The sequence below is a fragment of the Corynebacterium kutscheri genome, assembly GCF_000980835.1.
GTDB lineage: Bacteria > Actinomycetota > Actinomycetes > Mycobacteriales > Mycobacteriaceae > Corynebacterium > Corynebacterium kutscheri.
In genome coordinates, this window is the sequence record NZ_CP011312.1 from 1,399,602 (window position 1) to 1,415,359 (window position 15,758).

13 protein-coding genes are annotated in these 15,758 nt (G+C 44.9%); 2 read left to right on the forward strand and 11 right to left on the reverse strand.

Annotation, left to right across the window (positions count from 1 at the left end):
* Positions 1-17: 17 nt before the first annotated feature.
* The 6 genes from UL82_RS06440 to rimM all read right to left on the reverse strand — a co-directional run bounded on the left by UL82_RS06440 (position 18) and on the right by rimM (position 6,061).
* Entirely contained in the window at positions 18-2,381 is a 2,364-nt protein-coding gene (locus UL82_RS06440; protein ID WP_046439793.1) for a Tex family protein, read from the reverse strand.
* A 105-nt stretch (positions 2,382-2,486) separates the two neighbouring features.
* Positions 2,487-3,146 carry an FMN reductase gene (locus UL82_RS06445; protein WP_046439795.1) on the reverse strand — a complete coding sequence of 220 codons (660 nt, stop codon included), beginning with the start codon at positions 3,144-3,146 and terminating at the stop codon, positions 2,487-2,489.
* Complete coding sequence (locus UL82_RS06450; protein ID WP_046439797.1) at positions 3,146-4,276, reverse strand: LLM class flavin-dependent oxidoreductase; 1,131 nt, start codon at positions 4,274-4,276, stop codon at positions 3,146-3,148. The genes UL82_RS06445 and UL82_RS06450 overlap by 1 nt, the downstream gene beginning before the upstream one ends.
* A gap of 40 nt (positions 4,277-4,316) precedes the next feature.
* On the reverse strand, positions 4,317-4,682 hold the full coding sequence (locus tag UL82_RS06455) for a hypothetical protein (RefSeq protein WP_046439799.1): 366 nt from the start codon (positions 4,680-4,682) through the stop codon (positions 4,317-4,319).
* Positions 4,679-5,533, reverse strand: a complete 855-nt coding sequence (trmD, locus tag UL82_RS11290; RefSeq protein WP_046439801.1) for a tRNA (guanosine(37)-N1)-methyltransferase TrmD — start codon at positions 5,531-5,533, stop codon at positions 4,679-4,681. Before trmD ends, UL82_RS06455 begins: the two co-directional genes overlap by 4 nt.
* A gap of 3 nt (positions 5,534-5,536) precedes the next feature.
* Positions 5,537-6,061 carry a ribosome maturation factor RimM gene (gene rimM, locus UL82_RS11295; RefSeq protein ID WP_046441306.1) on the reverse strand — a complete coding sequence of 175 codons (525 nt, stop codon included), beginning with the start codon at positions 6,059-6,061 and terminating at the stop codon, positions 5,537-5,539.
* Between the two features lie 188 nt (positions 6,062-6,249).
* Between rimM and UL82_RS06470 the strand changes: the two genes are divergently transcribed.
* Positions 6,250-6,579: a cupin domain-containing protein gene (locus tag UL82_RS06470; protein ID WP_083966514.1), complete on the forward strand. Its 330-nt coding sequence runs from the start codon at positions 6,250-6,252 to the stop codon at positions 6,577-6,579.
* Between the two features lie 146 nt (positions 6,580-6,725).
* On the opposite strand, the gene rpsP is transcribed toward UL82_RS06470, so the two are convergent.
* On the reverse strand, positions 6,726-7,193 hold the full coding sequence (gene rpsP, locus UL82_RS06475) for a 30S ribosomal protein S16 (protein ID WP_046439805.1): 468 nt from the start codon (positions 7,191-7,193) through the stop codon (positions 6,726-6,728).
* Between the two features lie 517 nt (positions 7,194-7,710).
* Here rpsP and UL82_RS06480 point away from each other — a divergent pair.
* On the forward strand, positions 7,711-9,870 hold the full coding sequence (locus UL82_RS06480; RefSeq protein WP_046439807.1) for an acyltransferase family protein: 2,160 nt from the start codon (positions 7,711-7,713) through the stop codon (positions 9,868-9,870).
* Between the two features lie 68 nt (positions 9,871-9,938).
* Here the strand turns inward: UL82_RS06480 and ffh are convergent, their stop codons facing one another.
* From ffh to ftsY, 4 genes are all read right to left on the reverse strand, one after another.
* Positions 9,939-11,534, reverse strand: a complete 1,596-nt coding sequence (gene ffh, locus UL82_RS06485; protein ID WP_046439809.1) for a signal recognition particle protein — start codon at positions 11,532-11,534, stop codon at positions 9,939-9,941.
* Positions 11,535-11,577: 43 nt separating this feature from the next.
* On the reverse strand, positions 11,578-13,686 hold the full coding sequence (locus UL82_RS06490; protein ID WP_046439811.1) for a [protein-PII] uridylyltransferase: 2,109 nt from the start codon (positions 13,684-13,686) through the stop codon (positions 11,578-11,580).
* A gap of 24 nt (positions 13,687-13,710) precedes the next feature.
* Entirely contained in the window at positions 13,711-14,049 is a 339-nt protein-coding gene (locus tag UL82_RS06495; protein ID WP_046439813.1) for a P-II family nitrogen regulator, read from the reverse strand.
* A 224-nt stretch (positions 14,050-14,273) separates the two neighbouring features.
* Complete coding sequence (ftsY, locus tag UL82_RS06500) at positions 14,274-15,725, reverse strand: signal recognition particle-docking protein FtsY (protein WP_046439814.1); 1,452 nt, start codon at positions 15,723-15,725, stop codon at positions 14,274-14,276.
* Positions 15,726-15,758 lie beyond the last annotated feature (33 nt).

The following is a 15,758-nucleotide window of genomic DNA, read 5'->3' on the forward strand; positions in this document are numbered from 1 at the left end:
TGAGCAAAGCAAAAAATCTAACGACCAAAACCAGCTCGTTTTAATGCATCTGCCATTGATCCTCCCGGTGACTCACTCTGTCTGCTATGGGTACTTAATTTAGTATCTCGTAAATTTCGCGATGTATTACGATGAGCAGATCGATTATTACGCCCTGGTAGTTGAGGTGTTTGAGCGTTCTGTTTCCGGTTTACTACACCAGTTTTTTGGTCCTGTGCACGTGGAATAGAACGCGACATACCCACTTCATCATCAAGGCGCATGCTTAAACTAATGCGTTTACGCTCTACGTCAACCTCAATTACTTTTACTTTAACTACATCACCAGAACGAACAATTTCACTAGGATCAGAGACAAATTTATTTGCTAATGCCGAAACATGAACCAGCCCGTCTTGGTGTACCCCAATATCAACAAAGGCACCAAAAGCAGCCACATTGGTAACACTGCCTTCTAAAATCATTCCAGGACTAAGATCGGAAATTTTTTCTATACCTTCTTTGAAAGTGGCAGTTTTAAACTCTGGGCGTGGATCACGTCCTGGTTTATCAAGTTCGCCAAGAATATCGGTGATGGTTGGAATACCAAAAGTATCATCGGCGTAATCACCAGGACGTATCGTGGCAAGTACCCGCGAATTTCCAATCAGATCAGTAACTTCCAAACCGGTAGCCTGTGCGATCTTATGCACTACTGGGTAGGCTTCTGGGTGTACAGCTGAACCATCAAGTGGATCGTTAGCACCGTGAATACGCAAGAATCCAGCGCATTGTTCAAAGGCCTTCGGGCCTAAGCGTGGCACTTTGTGCAATGCCGAGCGCGATCGGAAAGAACCATGCTCATCGCGATAAGCCACAATATTTTTAGCTAGTGTTTCTGTTATTCCAGAAACACGGGTTAATAACGGCACACTGGCAGTATTAACATCGACACCGACTGCATTCACGGCATCTTCTACTACTGCATCCAAAGTTCGCGCTAGCGCAGTTTGGTTAACATCATGCTGATATTGTCCAACCCCAATTGCTTTAGGATCAATTTTTACTAACTCAGCTAGCGGATCTTGTAAGCGCCGCGCAATAGAAACAGCACCACGTAAAGAAACATCCATATCAGGAAACTCTGCTGCAGCAAGAGCAGAGGCCGAATATACTGACGCACCAGCTTCGCTGACTACTACTGGTATAGGCTTTTTCCCACCAGCTTGAGCAATTATTTTCGCTATTTCACCAGCAAGCTTTTCAGTTTCCCTACTTGCAGTACCATTTCCGATTGCTAATAAATCAACACCATGGGTAGCCACTACGGTAGCTAATTGTTGCACTGCTTGATTCCACTGGTTTTGAGGCTGATGCGGGTAGACAATTAATGTGTCTAACACTTTGCCGGTACCATCAACGACCGCGCATTTCACACCATTACGATAACCAGGATCAAGTCCTAAGGTTGCTCGCTGACCAGCAGGAGCTGCTAATAATACATCGCGTAGATTACGTGCAAACACCTCTAGCGCGCCTTCTTCAGCACGCTCTTTTAAGCGCATGCGTACATCAAGACTAGTAGAAATATATAGCTTTGTTTTCCAACCCCAGCGTGCCGCATCGTATAGCCATTGTGAGGAAAGGTCGAGGCCCAGTCGAGAAGCGATGGCCTGAATATAGGCTTGTTCATCACCTGCATCAAGATCGAGATGGATAATTTCTTCTTTTTCTGCTCGAAGTAATGCCAGAATTCGGTGTGAAGGCAAAGTAGTAAAAGGCTCTGCAAAGTCAAAATAATCTTTATACTTTGCTCCTTCGATCTGTTTTCCTTCCACAACATGTGCCAGCATAATGCCGGTATTGAACATTTTTTCGCGTACTTGACCCACCAAATCGGCATCAAGGGCACACCGATCGATCAAAATCGAACGAGCTCCCTCCAATACCTTCTTGGTGTCAGCAAAGTTTTCTGTTTCATATCCTTGGGCAAGCTTTTCGACGTCTTTTTCTGGATGGGAAATAATCGTGTCTAATAACGGCTCTAAACCTGCTTCCCGAGCAATATCTGCTTTAGTTTTACGCCTCTTTTTATAAGGCAGATATAGATCTTCTAACCGTGCTTTAGAATCACACTCATTAATAAGTACTCGTAATGTATCGGTGAGTTTCCCTTGTTCTTCAATGGCTGCCAGAATTGTTTCTTTCCGATCAGCTAATTCACTAAGATAATGCGAGCGTTCCTCGATAATTCGCAGTTGAGAATCATCCAAGCCGCCAGTAGCTTCTTTACGATAGCGAGCAATGAAAGGGACTGTATTTCCTTCTGCCAAAAGTTCCAATGCTTTAGCTACTTGGTACTTATCAACAGATAATTCTTTCGCAATCGTCGCTGAAATCATTTGGCTGATTCTAGCGCATTACCCCATCAAAGCTGAATGATCACAACAAAAGGTTGCGTTAGCATATACGCTAACGCAACCTTTCAACCTAGGTTTATCCGTTATCTATGAGCAACCATCATGACCTTTAAGTAGATCAGCAAAGTTGGTAATAGTTGTTGGCACTGTAGTACCGGAGGTACGTGGTTGTGCCGTATCGGAAAAATCTGGTCCAAAACCAGCCACCGAGACTTCAGTACGAACAATATAACTTGCTAATTCGCGTGCAGCACGAGTAATCCGATCTTGTAGTTGATTATTACCACCAAAATCTTCGGTTGCTGCAAATACTCCAGAAGGCATAATCACAGCACGCAGATAGGTAAAAAGTGGCCGTAGAGCATGATCAAGCACCAATGAATGTCGTGGAGTACCAGCAGTTGCCGCAATAATCATTGGCATTCCATTAAGAGCATTGGTACCAAGCGAATCTACAAACATCTTAAATAAACCAGAGAAACTGGCACTAAATACCGGAGTAACCGCAACTAAAGCATCAGCAGCACTAACCGCATCTTGAATTGTGCGTAGTTTTTCACTAGGAATACCGGTAGTCATAAGCTGAGCAAGATCCATGGCTAGGTCACGGATATTAATAATCTGTGTTTCTAACCCTTCACCACGTTTTGAAACCTGTGCCTCCACGCTGCCAGCAATTCGCTCGGCAAGCATAAGTGTCGTTGAAGGCACCGATAACCCGACGGCAATAACAACCAAGCGCTTCATTAGTCTTCCTTCACAATTTCTTCAGCAGGACGAATCTTATGATGTAACGAATCCGGTCCAGCGGCTTTCAGACTACCGTGAGTTGGTGGATCGCTTGGTACATGCGCTGGACGACGAGCCTCAAACTCCTTGCGTAAAACTGGAACGATTTCTTTACCTAAAATTTCGATCTGTTCTAGGACCACTTCCTGCGGCAAACCAGCATGATCAACCAGAAATAGCTGACGCTGGTAGTCACCGACTGCATCTGCGTAGCTAAGATAACGCTCAATAACTTGTTCCGGGGTACCGACAGTTAATGGAGTCATACGTTCAAACTCTTCTAATGACGGCCCATGTCCATATACCGGCGCGTTATCGAAATATGGCCTAAAGAAGTCCTTCGCCTTTTTCTCTGTTTCAGCAACAAAAACTTGACCGCCTAAACCGACAATCGCTTGATCTGCGCTGCCATGGCCATAGTGCTCAAAGCGTTCACGATAAAGCTGTACCATTTGCTGAGTGTGCTCAATATTCCAGAAGATATGGTTATGGAAGAAACCATCGCCATAAAAGGCAGCCTGCTCGGCAATTTCTGGTGAACGAATTGATCCATGCCAAACAAACGGAGGAATATCATCAAGTGGACGCGGAGTAGCAGTAAATTGCTGTAGTGGAGTACGAAACTCTCCTTTCCAATTCACATTCTTCTCACGCCATAAAGTACGTAATAAATGATAATTCTCAATGGCTAACGATAATCCATTACGAATATCTGCACCGAACCACGGATATACGGCACCAGTATTACCGCGCCCCATCATAAGATCCAGACGGCCATCTGCTAAGTGCTGTGCATAGGCATAATCTTCGGCTATCCGCACTGGGTCAGTGGTGGTAATAAGCGTCGTAGCTGTCGAGAACAAGATATTCTCGGTTTGTGCAGCTAAGTGCGCTAATAGGATGGGTGGGTTTGCCGGAGCAATAAATGGTGGGTTGTGATGCTGACCCGTAGCAAAGACATCTAGTCCAACTTCTTCTGCCTTCTTGGCCAGCTCTACCGTGTTTTTAATACGCTCATGTTCACTAAGAACGCGACCGGTCGTAGGGTCTGGGGTAAGGTCACCGATAGTAAATATTCCGAATTGCATGGGTTAACCATAACCTAAAGTTGTTGACATGTCAACAACTTTAGGGTGTCCAAGCACACGCAGCACTTATCTCCTGGTCAAGATGCCCTTCCACCGAAGTCCCATACCAGTAACTTCCTTCACCAAGAACAGAAATAATCTTTTTAGTTACCTCGGTCAATGCTAGATCGCTACGTGAATGAACAATAACGCGATAAAGTTGTTCCGCTATTGGTGGACGCTGTTCATACTGTTCAAATTGATTAACCAGCATATTGTCAGGCTCACAGGTCAGATTCACACTATCGCCATAGACTGCAGATACCTCAAGGTCAGATATGCTAGGGATACTTTCCAAAAATTTTTGCCACTCCTTTTTGGTTAACAACACATTAATGTCTGTCGATACGTCTCGCATTTTTATCATTGCACTACCTTTTTATCTTCTTCACTAAGATCAAGAGCATCCAACAATTCCGGGCGACGCTGTTTTGTACGCAGTAGTGACTGCTCACGACGCCATTTTTCAACCAAGCCATGATTACCGCTTGTTAAAACATCAGGCACCAATAACCCCCGCCACTGACGCGGCTTGGTATAACTAGGCCCTTCCAACAGACCATCAGAAAAACTATCTTGTTCATGCGAACATTTATTGCCTAATACCCCAGGAATTAATCGCACCACAGCCTCAGCAATGACCAGCACTGCAACTTCGCCACCGATAAGCACATAATCGCCAATAGAAACCTCACGAACCCGATACCGATTTTTCGCATCCTCAATAACCCGCTGATCAATACCTTCATATCGTCCGCACGCAAAAACAATATGTTTTTCTCTACTCCATGCCTGCGCATCCACTTGACTAAATGGTGTTCCAGCAGGGGTAGGAACAATCAATAAAGGCAGCTCTGCATCTTCTTGTTCCTGAACATCAAGAGCTACTTCATAACCGGAAAACTCAGCACCATTCAGTTCGTCATGACGCAATTGATTACGATGTTCTTGTGCACTACCTAACTGGTGTGACTGCGCTACTACTCCACCACCAGCAGCCACATCATCAAGCGCTGGACCCCATACAGTAGGCTTCATCACCATTCCCGGCCCACCACCAAAAGGAGTATCATCAACAGATTTATGCACATCTGTTGCCCATAACCGCAGGTCGTGAACACCGATCGAAAGAATATTTTTCTCAATCGCTTTTCCTAGTAGCGCATAACGCAAAGGATCCAAATACTCAGGAAAAATAGTTACTACATCAATGCGCATAAATTAAAGCTCCAATAAACCATCAGGCGGAGTAATCATGCAGGTACCAGTCTCAAGGTCTACTTCAGGCACAATCGCATGAACAAAAGGAATGAGTACGTCTTTACTACCTTGTCCACGATCATAGAGTTCAACCTCTAAAATCTCACCTGCTGGCCCATGGATAACTCCAGTAACCACACCAATTTCTTGGTTGTGATCATGTAAATTGATCACTTTGAGACCTTCTAGCTCATGATCATAAAAGCCTTCTTCATCCTCAGCTTTTTCTAGTGGAGCAGCAAAAAATTGGGTGCCGCGCAAGGTATCGGCGGTGGTTCGATCTGAGACTTCCTCGAACTTAATCAACATCCGATTCTGGTGATAGCGCGTCGAAGCAATAGTAAGACTATGTTGTTTTGTCCCTTGCTTTCCGGTGAGTACTTCACCAAGTGCAAAACGAATTTCTGGCTCGTCGGTAGTAACCTCTACCGATACTTCGCCTTTTATCCCATGGGATTTAATTACCCGACCAATCATTAACTCCATAGCGACTAAGGGTAGCAGGTAGCTAATCCCCCGCATGCTCAGGCAACAAAAGAATTCTCCCCACGATTCTTTTCATCTCACTACAATCGCTGTAGTAGACCCTATTCAAATATATAAGGAACCTCATGAGTGATATCCCCACCAATCAACCCAGCACTTTCGGAGATGCTGTAACCACTATTGATTCTATGGCAATTATCGACGTTCTTAGCAATGCACCAGCAGCCAATCCCGAACGAAAAGTTCCTGCAGTTACCCGCCTACTTTCTGGCAAAGGTGCAAATCTCATTGCCTTCAATTTTGCTCCTGGCCAGCGGTTAGCTGATCATAAAGCAGCACATCCAATTACTGTGCAGTGTCTTACTGGTACCCTAGATTTCAGCGTAGCCGAAGAAACCATCCGGCTTCATCCAGGGATGATCATTCACCTTGAAAAGCTTGTGGTGCACCGAGTTGATTGCCCTAATGATGCAGCAGAAAACAATATTTTGTTACTAACAATGCTCACTAATGAGTGAAAACTAACCGTTCTATAACCTAGTTTTCTGGATTACATGAAGTAATTTTCACAACCTGTATTACAACACAATTCTCTTAGGTAGAAATACAAAAATCCGCTCTTCCTTCATTGAAAGAGCGGAATTTTAGCTATATTCGGCAAAGATTACTCTGCAGATTCCTCAGCAGGAGCCTCTTCAGCAGTCTTCTCTGCCTCGGCAGCAGCCTTAGCGGCAGCATCTGCCTTAGCCTTGCGCTTCTTCTCAGTTACAGCTTCAGCGGTAGGACCTTCATTAGCCTCAGCAAGAGCCTGGTTGAATAGCTCAAGTTTGCTTGGCTTAGGCTCAGCAACCTTCAACGTACCCTCAGCGCCTTCAAGCCCCTTGAACTTCTGCCAATCACCAGTTACCTTCAGCAAAGCAAGAACAGGCTCGGTTGGCTGTGCACCAACACCTAGCCAGTACTGAGCACGCTCAGAATCAATCTTGATAACAGAAGGATCCTGCTTTGGCTCATAAATGCCAATGTTTTCAATAACCTTGCCATCGCGACGAGTACGAGCGTCAGCAACAACGATGCGATAGTGCGGGGTACGGATCTTACCCAAACGCTGGAGCTTGATCTTTACAGCCATAATATGTTCCTTTTCGGTCACTGGGCAGTTCAGCCACTGTCACGGTTGCAACAGCCGGTTCAGCCCTTTAATAAAACTGTGGTGACTGATCACCGCTCGACCGGAGTCGGTTACGGCAGTTCACAGTTAATACCTGCTATTTCTACAATTAACAACAAAATAAGTGCGTAAACAAAAACTACTCACTTTTACTTGCCTTAAAAATAAAGAGAAACAACCTAAAAAACTATAGCGATAACCATGACCGTAAGCAAAAAACTCTGGTTTTCTTTTAACCACTACACACACTATGACTCGCTTAAAACAAAAACAGTTACCCCATAATCTGCTTCTTAGATTAATTATCGACGATCTTTCTCACGCCACCGCTTTCACAATCTGTTCCAGGCATTAACCCTATTAAAATGAACTTTATCTTAGGTTGCTAGGTAATAAACTTTTTAAACCTGCTACGTTAATCAACACTGGCTTAATATAAACGCATCACTTCAGTTTTATTGACTTACCAACTCTTTCTATGACTACCCTTAACGATCGTTCTGTTTCTTCGTGCGTACCATCTTCTATCCCACACTATCGCTTCGATTTAGATGGGTTACGTGGTTTAGCAATCGCATTAGTTGTTATCTTCCATGTTTATGTAGGACGAGTCTCTGGTGGTGTTGACGTATTTCTTTTACTATCTGGATATTTTTTCTTAGGCTCACAACTTCGCTACGCAGCAAAACAAAAGGCGAATCTTAACCCTTGGTGGCCATTATGGCGTACTATTCGCCGACTAGTACCAGCACTGATCATTACTCTCGGTGGCACTACCGTATTGATTCATTACTTCACCCCTGAGCTAAAAAGCATAGAGTTTTTCCGCCAAATTCAAGCTAGTCTGCTTTACTACCAAAATTTGGAACTCACCTGGCAAAATGCCGATTATGCAGTAGCAGATGCCACCACTAGCGCCCTGCAACATTTATGGTCGATGTCGGTACAAGGGCAGTTTTATCTTTGCGCTATTGTTTTTACCACCGTTATTACCCTGCTACACCGATTAACACATAAAAAACTCAACTCAACAGTATCTGGTTCAATTATTGCCCTAGTTAGCTTTGGCAGCTTCTTTTATGCAGCGCGTTATGGAATCTGGTCACCGCCCGAAAACTATTACAATCTATTATCCCGGCTCTGGGAATTTGGACTAGGAGCACTTGCTGCAATCTATGCCAACCAGTTGTTTATAAAAAATAAAACGATTGCAGCCCTTCTTAGCTGTATCGGCCTCATAATGATTATGAGCACCGGTTTGCTTATTCTCGACACCGCAGCTTTTCCGGGACCACTAACCCTACTGCCTATTACTGGCGCGCTATTAGTTATCATCGGCGGTACTACTGCTAACCAAATTAGTTCTATATTGTCATCAGGTTCCTGCCAATTTATGGGCACTATTGCTTATAGCCTCTATTTATGGCATTGGCCGCTACTTATTATTGCTACCAGTTACTTCGGTGATACTTTATCTCAAACGGTACTGGGTACCATCGTCATAGCAGTCTCGGTCATTTTAGCTTATGCAACCTATAAGCTCATCGAGCAACCACTGATGCAAAAAGGTCATCGACCTAGTCGCTATGAATCTGGTTTTAGAGAAGGAGTAGCTAATTTTGCCACTACTTATTCTGCCAAAGCCGCCAGTATCGCCGGTGTATTCATCACCCTTATTGGTTATTCCTTATATACCCAACTACCCCAATTTTCTGCGCGCGTACAAGCCGCCAATGAAATCAATCTTAACGACGATACACATTATCCAGGGGTCATGGCATGGTATGGGCAGCCAGCAACTATAAATGTTGCGCCGCAACCTGATCCTAGCCTTATCGGTAGCGTATATCCTAAAGCTGGTGCCGATGGCTGCATAGTAGGACGCAATGAAAATTATGATGTATTCCGCACAACCGGTCACCATGGTAAAGACTGTTCCTATGGCGATACTAGTTCCGAAACTGTAGTAATACTTGCTGGTGGTTCACATGCGGAGCAGTGGCTTGAACCACTACATGAGTTAGGGCTAAAACATAATTTCAAAATCATTCCTTTGCTGCGCCAAGAATGTCCCATTATCAGTGGAATTCCTGGAACGCTCAGCACTACGTGCCTGCGTTGGAGTGAATTAGCCATCCACAAAATCGTCGAATTGCAACCGGCGGTAGTTATCTCCACGTCGACTCGTCCTAGCGGTGCCCATGGATTAGGTCTCGATACCGTACCAGAGGGATACGCTCAATTTTGGCAACGGTTGTTTTGGAACGAAATTCCATTTTTAGGCTTACGTGATAATCCATGGACTTTTAATTCTGATGGAGATCCTTTCAACCTCAGCTTATGTTTGATATCTTCTAGTCCTTCCGAATCCTGTTCTATCCCGCGTGATTCTTTCTATTCCACATATGATCCAGCGCAGAAATACGCTGCTCTATATCTGAATATGACCTTTGTGGATACCGCAGATTGGTTCTGTACCAAAGAATCCTGTCCTGCGATTATTGGAAATATAGTAGTTTATCGGGATCAAAACCATATTTCTAATGCATTTGCTGCCTCTACAGCACCTCTTATTTGGCGTCATCTTCGTCCTTTTATTACTACCGCTAACACAGTGAGCAATATGGACAAATACTAATTAAAAAACCAGTTTTCTTCCTAGCTAAGTTCACCTGGAAAGAAAACCGGTTTTTATCTGTTCAGCAGTTATTTCTTGCCTTGACCAAAGTCAAGGTTATTAAGGTCAATATTTTCAAAACCTTTTGGCATCTTCATGCCGCCAAGCCCAGGCATTCCACCCTGATTTTCCATCTGTTGTTGCAGTTTTTGTAGCTCTGCCATGTTGGGCATACCCGGCATGGCACCTGGCATACCACCGCGGCGCTGCTTAACTGGCTTACGTTTACCGTTTTTACCTTTTCGCCCTTTTGGTTTCTTCTTAGTCGCTGATCCGCTACCACCCATACCAAATTGGCCAGCCATTTGCCCCATCATCTTCTTAGCATCATTAAAACGCTCAATAAGTTGATTGACCTCAGCTACCGAAACACCAGAACCGTTGGCAATGCGCTTGCGTCTCGAAGCATTAAGAATCTTTGGATTTTGTCGCTCTTGTGGGGTCATGCCACGAATAATCGCCTGAATACGGTCGAGTTGTTTCTCATCAACCATGTCTGCCATCTGCGACATTTGTTTACCACCAGGCAACATTTTTAGAAGGTTGCCGATCGGCCCCATACGTCGGATCATCAACATCTGATTTAAGAAGTCTTCTAAGGTAAGCTCGCCTGACTGCAACTTAGCCGCAGTCTCCATAGCTTGTTCCTGATCAAGAGACTTCTCTGCTTGCTCGATAAGGCTAAGCACATCGCCCATACCCAAAATACGGCTAGCCATACGATCTGGATGGAAGGCATCAAAATCTTCTAGCTTTTCACCAGTAGAGGCAAACATAATTGGCTTGCCGGTTACTTCGCGAATAGATAATGCTGCACCACCACGGGCGTCACCATCAAGTTTTGTCAGTACAACGCCGGTGAAATCTACCCCGTCGCGAAAAGCTTCCGCAGTATTGACCGCATCTTGGCCGATCATCGCATCAATAACAAAAAGAACTTCATCCGGGTTAATAGCATCGCGAATGCTACGTGCCTGATTCATTAATTCTTCGTCAATGCCTAGACGACCTGCGGTATCAACAATAACCACATCATGGTGGGTACGCTTGGCTTCTTCAATACCACGGCGTGCTACATCTACTGGATCACCATGAGAAGTTCCCATCTCATGTTCTAGTGAATCAATGCTGGTTCCGGGATCCGGTGCGAAAGTAACCACACCGGCGCGTTCACCAACAATTTGTAATTGTGACACAGCCCCTGGGCGTTGAAGATCACAGGCAACCAACATGGGAGTATGCCCTTTTTCGGCAAGGTATTTAGCTAATTTACCCGCCAAAGTGGTTTTACCTGCACCTTGTAAACCAGCCAACATAATAACTGTCGGTGGGTTTTTCGCTAGATTTAGCCGACGGGTCTGCCCACCCAAAATATTGGTGAGTTCTTCATCAACGATTTTAATAACCTGTTGCGAAGGATTAAGCGCTTTAGAAACTAACGTGCCTAATGCACGCTCTTTGATTCGCGCGACAAAGGTACGAACCACTGGCAAAGAAACGTCTGCTTCTAAAAGTGCCAGGCGAATTTCACGGGTAACGGCATTAACGTCAGCCTCGGTGACCTTACCTTTAGAACTGAGACCAGAAAGAACTGAGCCTAGACGATCTGACAGTGATTCAAACACGAGTGGAGGTCTCCTTTTAATGTCTGTAATGAACTACTCCATATTAGCCGCTCGCCAGCTTTTTGGTCACGTCACGTTCCACCTGTGCGCGAACAAAACCCGGTTGCAAGCGACACTGCACAATCATAGTTGCCCCTGGGTTGCTCATCCGCAACCAATAAATATCTGGTAACACGCTAAGCAAGACCCCTAGTGCTCCTGGTCGATCTGCAGTGCGAACCTCGATAATATCGTCTTGCCAAAAAGTTGCTGTTGTGGCTCCAGTTATTATTGGCAAAGTAGAAAAAGTGCCAGATTTATATGTTTGCACAAATTCCATCTGATCAAACTCCGAACCCAGCGCATTCGAAGCGGTTAAGTGTGTCATAACGCCAGCAGGAGTAGTAACTATCTCTGCAGATTCAACATTCCACGATTTTGCACCGATTACTGCCAACACCCGTACAATTTCTCGCAAGTAGTTTCCGCGCCAATATACGTGACCTTTATGCTTATCGACGTCATCTGAGTGTAGTATCACCACATCATTGGTAGTATGCGGCCATTCTAATAGTGGTGGCTCTGGCTTCACAGCAGTTAATCGCTGACGTGCTCGCCTACTTAAACTACGTATTCCTACCCGCAACGAGTGTGAAAACACCCCTGGTCCTGTTGCTTGAGCATCAGCTTCCACGAGAACTTCCATCAAATTAATCGTGGTGAGATCATAACCTAATGCATCTAAATAATAATTAAGTGCTTTATCACTGGTGTAGTCCATGCGCGCAATAATCTTTGATGCCAAAGTGTGCTGGGCAACTAACCGAACTACAATGCGTCGATCCTGTTCACGAAGACCACAACGTCGACACGCTTGATCGACAATCTCCGCGCCTACTTCTTCATGCGGACGAGCATAGCCTTTTCCTATGTCATGAAAAAGAGCAGCAAGATATAACAAATCTGGTCTGGCAACGGTGACCGATTGGGCGGCACAACCTGCTACAACTACCAAGCTGTGTTGGTCAATAGTGTGGATATGGGTAGGTTCGAAAGGCATCCGACCACGAATATGTGCCCATTCAGGAACCACCCGAGTCCATAATCCATGGTTATCTAAGTGGCTAATCACCCGCCCACCATGTTCAGCGGAGCTTAAAATACCTAATACATCTGCAGTAGCTGCGGCAGGTAAAATCTCGGGTAATTCTGGTAACCGTTCAAGTCGATGCCAAATTGCTTCATCAATAGGCAAACCCGTGCGCGCGCTTGCTGCACCAACTCGCAAGAATAACATCGGATCAGTTAAATCTGGTTTCTTGCTCAGACTAATTTTTCCATTTACCTCAACCACATCAACATCGATTGGTCGTCTTATTTGACGCAATCGGGATTCCCGGCGCGGTAACACATTACGCGCGATCGATAATGCCTGAGTGAGCTCTTGATCAATAGTTCGTGCAGCAGTAACTAATGCTTGTGCAAGCGCATATCGATCGTGGTAGCCCAAATCGAGCGCAATATCAGCAGCAAATTCTGGATCTAATATATCTCTGGCTCTTCGTGCATGCAGATGTAATAATGTGCGGGTATCGAGAAGTAATTGTCGTTGTACATGTAGCTTTGGCCGATCACATAAATTTGCTAGTGCGAGTGCTTGAATAAGGTCAATATCGCGTAATCCCCCACGCCCGTGTTTTAAATCTGGTCGGGTCATAGTTACCAGCGATCCAGAACGTCGCCACCTGACAATCGCGGTATCAACTAGGGAATTAAAGTTTTTCTTTACCTCAGTGCGCCACGTATGCAGAACCATCTTGCGAGTTTTTTCTGCTAGGTCTTTATCTCCTCGAATATAGGACATATCTAGCATGGCTAATGCTGCTGTGGGGTCAGCGGTAATCATGTCCACGCATTCACTAGGAGTACGCACCGCATAATCAAGGCGCAGTGCGGCATCCCAAATCGGGTACCACAATTTTTCTATCTGTTCAGTGGCAACTGGTAGCTCATAAATCAAGATCAAATCAAGATCTGAGTATGGTGCCATTTCTTGGCAGCTCAGGCTGCCAGTAGCAACAAGGGCAGTGCCGGCTGGCAAATCGAGAGTTTCTAAAAGTTTTAGTGCTCTAGTACACGTTTGTTCGCGCAGCTGCGCAGGAGATGCAGGCATCAACTTATCAGCAAAATTTTTACCCTAAATAGCACTCTCGCCACGTTCACCGGTACGTACTCGAATCAGTTCTTCTACTGTGGTAACCCAAATTTTTCCATCACCAATTTTTCCAGTACGAGCCGCTTCTAAAATCGCGGTGGTGACATCATCAACTAGTGCATCGTCAACGACGACTTCAATTTTGACCTTAGGAACAAAATCGGTTGCGTACTCTGCCCCACTATAAACCTCGGTATGGCCTTTTTGTTGACCAAAACCTTGGATCTCGGTGACCGTCATTCCTCGCACGCCTACTTGTTCGAGGGCATCTTTAACATCGGTAAGAGTAAAAGGCTTCACAATGGCAGTCACAAGTTTCATAAGTCCGCTCCCCTAGGGCAGTTTAAGTTATATCAACGTTGAAAAGTGTAGCGTCATTTTTCTAGTTATAAACACCGATTACATAAATACCTGCATAAATTCTAAAAACACCACCCCAGCTAGCTCCCATCGGAGTAATAGAAAACTTCTTGTTGTCTCTTTTGATCCAACAAGAAGTTTTCTTTTTTACTGTATAAGTGCGTTTATTCTCGTTTTAATAAGAACTATCCGAGTAGGGCATCAACAAAACCTTCAACTTCAAATGGTGCAAGATCATCAGCACCTTCGCCGAGACCAACCAATTTAACTGGTACCCCTAGTTCTTCTTGGACTCTCAATACAATGCCGCCTTTGGCCGTACCATCCAATTTTGTAAGTACTACACCAGTAATATCGACAACATCACTAAAAGTCTTTGCCTGCATCATACCGTTTTGTCCAGTTGTTGCATCGAGTACCAGCAATACCTCATCGACAACGGCTTTCTTTTCTACCACCCGCTTGACCTTGCCAAGCTGATCCATAAGGTTTGAGGAATTGTGCAGACGACCTGCAGTATCAATAAGTACTACATCGGCATGTTGATTAATGCCTTCGGCCACTGATTCAAAAGCTACCGACGCAGGATCGGCACCTTCTTCCCCGCGTACCGTATGCGCGCCTACTCGACGTCCCCATGTTTCAAGCTGATCGGCAGCAGCTGCACGGAAAGTATCAGCAGCACCAAGTAATACTTTATGCCCCATGGAAACAAGTACCCGGGCTAATTTACCAGTGGTTGTTGTTTTGCCCGTACCATTGACGCCGACGACAAGAATAACCGCAGGTTTATTGTCATAAGGCATAGCTTTAATAGAACGATCAAGTTCTGGCTTACATGCCGTAATTAAACATTCACGCAACATAGCGCGTGCTTCTTGTTCACTATTAACTCCACGAGTAGCAATCATTTCGCGTAATTGATCAACCACTTTCATAGTGATATCGGTGCCAAGATCGGCTTGAATAAGCAAGGCTTCAATATCTTCCCATGCGTCCTCATCAAGCTCACCGGCAGAAAGCATTCCCAAAACTGACTTACCGAATACATTCTGCGAACGCGATAACCGGCCACGCAAACGGCCGATACGTCCGGCTGCTGGATCGATATCAGCTACCGCATCATTTGTTACCAGAGGTTCTTGATTATCACTTACGTCTTGGACTACTTCTGGCTCAGCTGGTACTGGTGTTTCTTCTACCGCCTGTTCAGCGGCTGCTATAATACTTTCTGCAGAAGCTGCTGCTTGGATGGCTTCTTGTTCTGATGATTCGGCTAGAGGTTCCGCAGAAAGAGGTTCTTCTACTACCGGTAAGTCTGATTCTACTGAGGCAGTATTAACCTGCTCCTCGATGGTTTTTTCATTGTCTGTCATAGGCACATGCTCATCATGTGCTGTCTTAACATCGTTGGGAATAACTGGTACTGGTTCAGGTTGTTTATTCGTCGTAAAGTTAAATCCACCTGTTACCTGGTAATTTCCGGACTTTTCTTGCTGGGTTAGCTCTTTAGGCTCTTCTTCAGTGTGAAAGCTTACTGTTTTAGCTTGTTTGCGTTTAAGGCCAACAACGATGGCAATAGTAAGTAGCAATACAAGAACAACGACAGCAAGAATAATCCACGAAATAGTATTCATGGGTTTAATAGTGGCAAAGTTTTTAAGATTTTA

Coding starts and splice junctions, on each gene's coding strand:
- UL82_RS06480 (WP_046439807.1), top strand. CDS start 7,711: ATGACTACCCTTAACGATCGTTCTGTTTCTTCGTGCGTACCATCTTCT.
- UL82_RS06490 (WP_046439811.1), bottom strand. CDS start 13,686: ATGCCTGCATCTCCTGCGCAGCTGCGCGAACAAACGTGTACTAGAGCA.
- UL82_RS06470 (WP_083966514.1), top strand. CDS start 6,250: ATGGCAATTATCGACGTTCTTAGCAATGCACCAGCAGCCAATCCCGAA.
- UL82_RS06445 (WP_046439795.1), bottom strand. CDS start 3,146: ATGAAGCGCTTGGTTGTTATTGCCGTCGGGTTATCGGTGCCTTCAACG.
- rimM (WP_046441306.1), bottom strand. CDS start 6,061: ATGGAGTTAATGATTGGTCGGGTAATTAAATCCCATGGGATAAAAGGC.
- UL82_RS06455 (WP_046439799.1), bottom strand. CDS start 4,682: ATGATAAAAATGCGAGACGTATCGACAGACATTAATGTGTTGTTAACC.
- UL82_RS06495 (WP_046439813.1), bottom strand. CDS start 14,049: ATGAAACTTGTGACTGCCATTGTGAAGCCTTTTACTCTTACCGATGTT.
- UL82_RS06440 (WP_046439793.1), bottom strand. CDS start 2,381: ATGATTTCAGCGACGATTGCGAAAGAATTATCTGTTGATAAGTACCAA.
- UL82_RS06450 (WP_046439797.1), bottom strand. CDS start 4,276: ATGCAATTCGGAATATTTACTATCGGTGACCTTACCCCAGACCCTACG.
- trmD (WP_046439801.1), bottom strand. CDS start 5,533: ATGCGCATTGATGTAGTAACTATTTTTCCTGAGTATTTGGATCCTTTG.
- ftsY (WP_046439814.1), bottom strand. CDS start 15,725: ATGAATACTATTTCGTGGATTATTCTTGCTGTCGTTGTTCTTGTATTG.
- rpsP (WP_046439805.1), bottom strand. CDS start 7,193: ATGGCTGTAAAGATCAAGCTCCAGCGTTTGGGTAAGATCCGTACCCCG.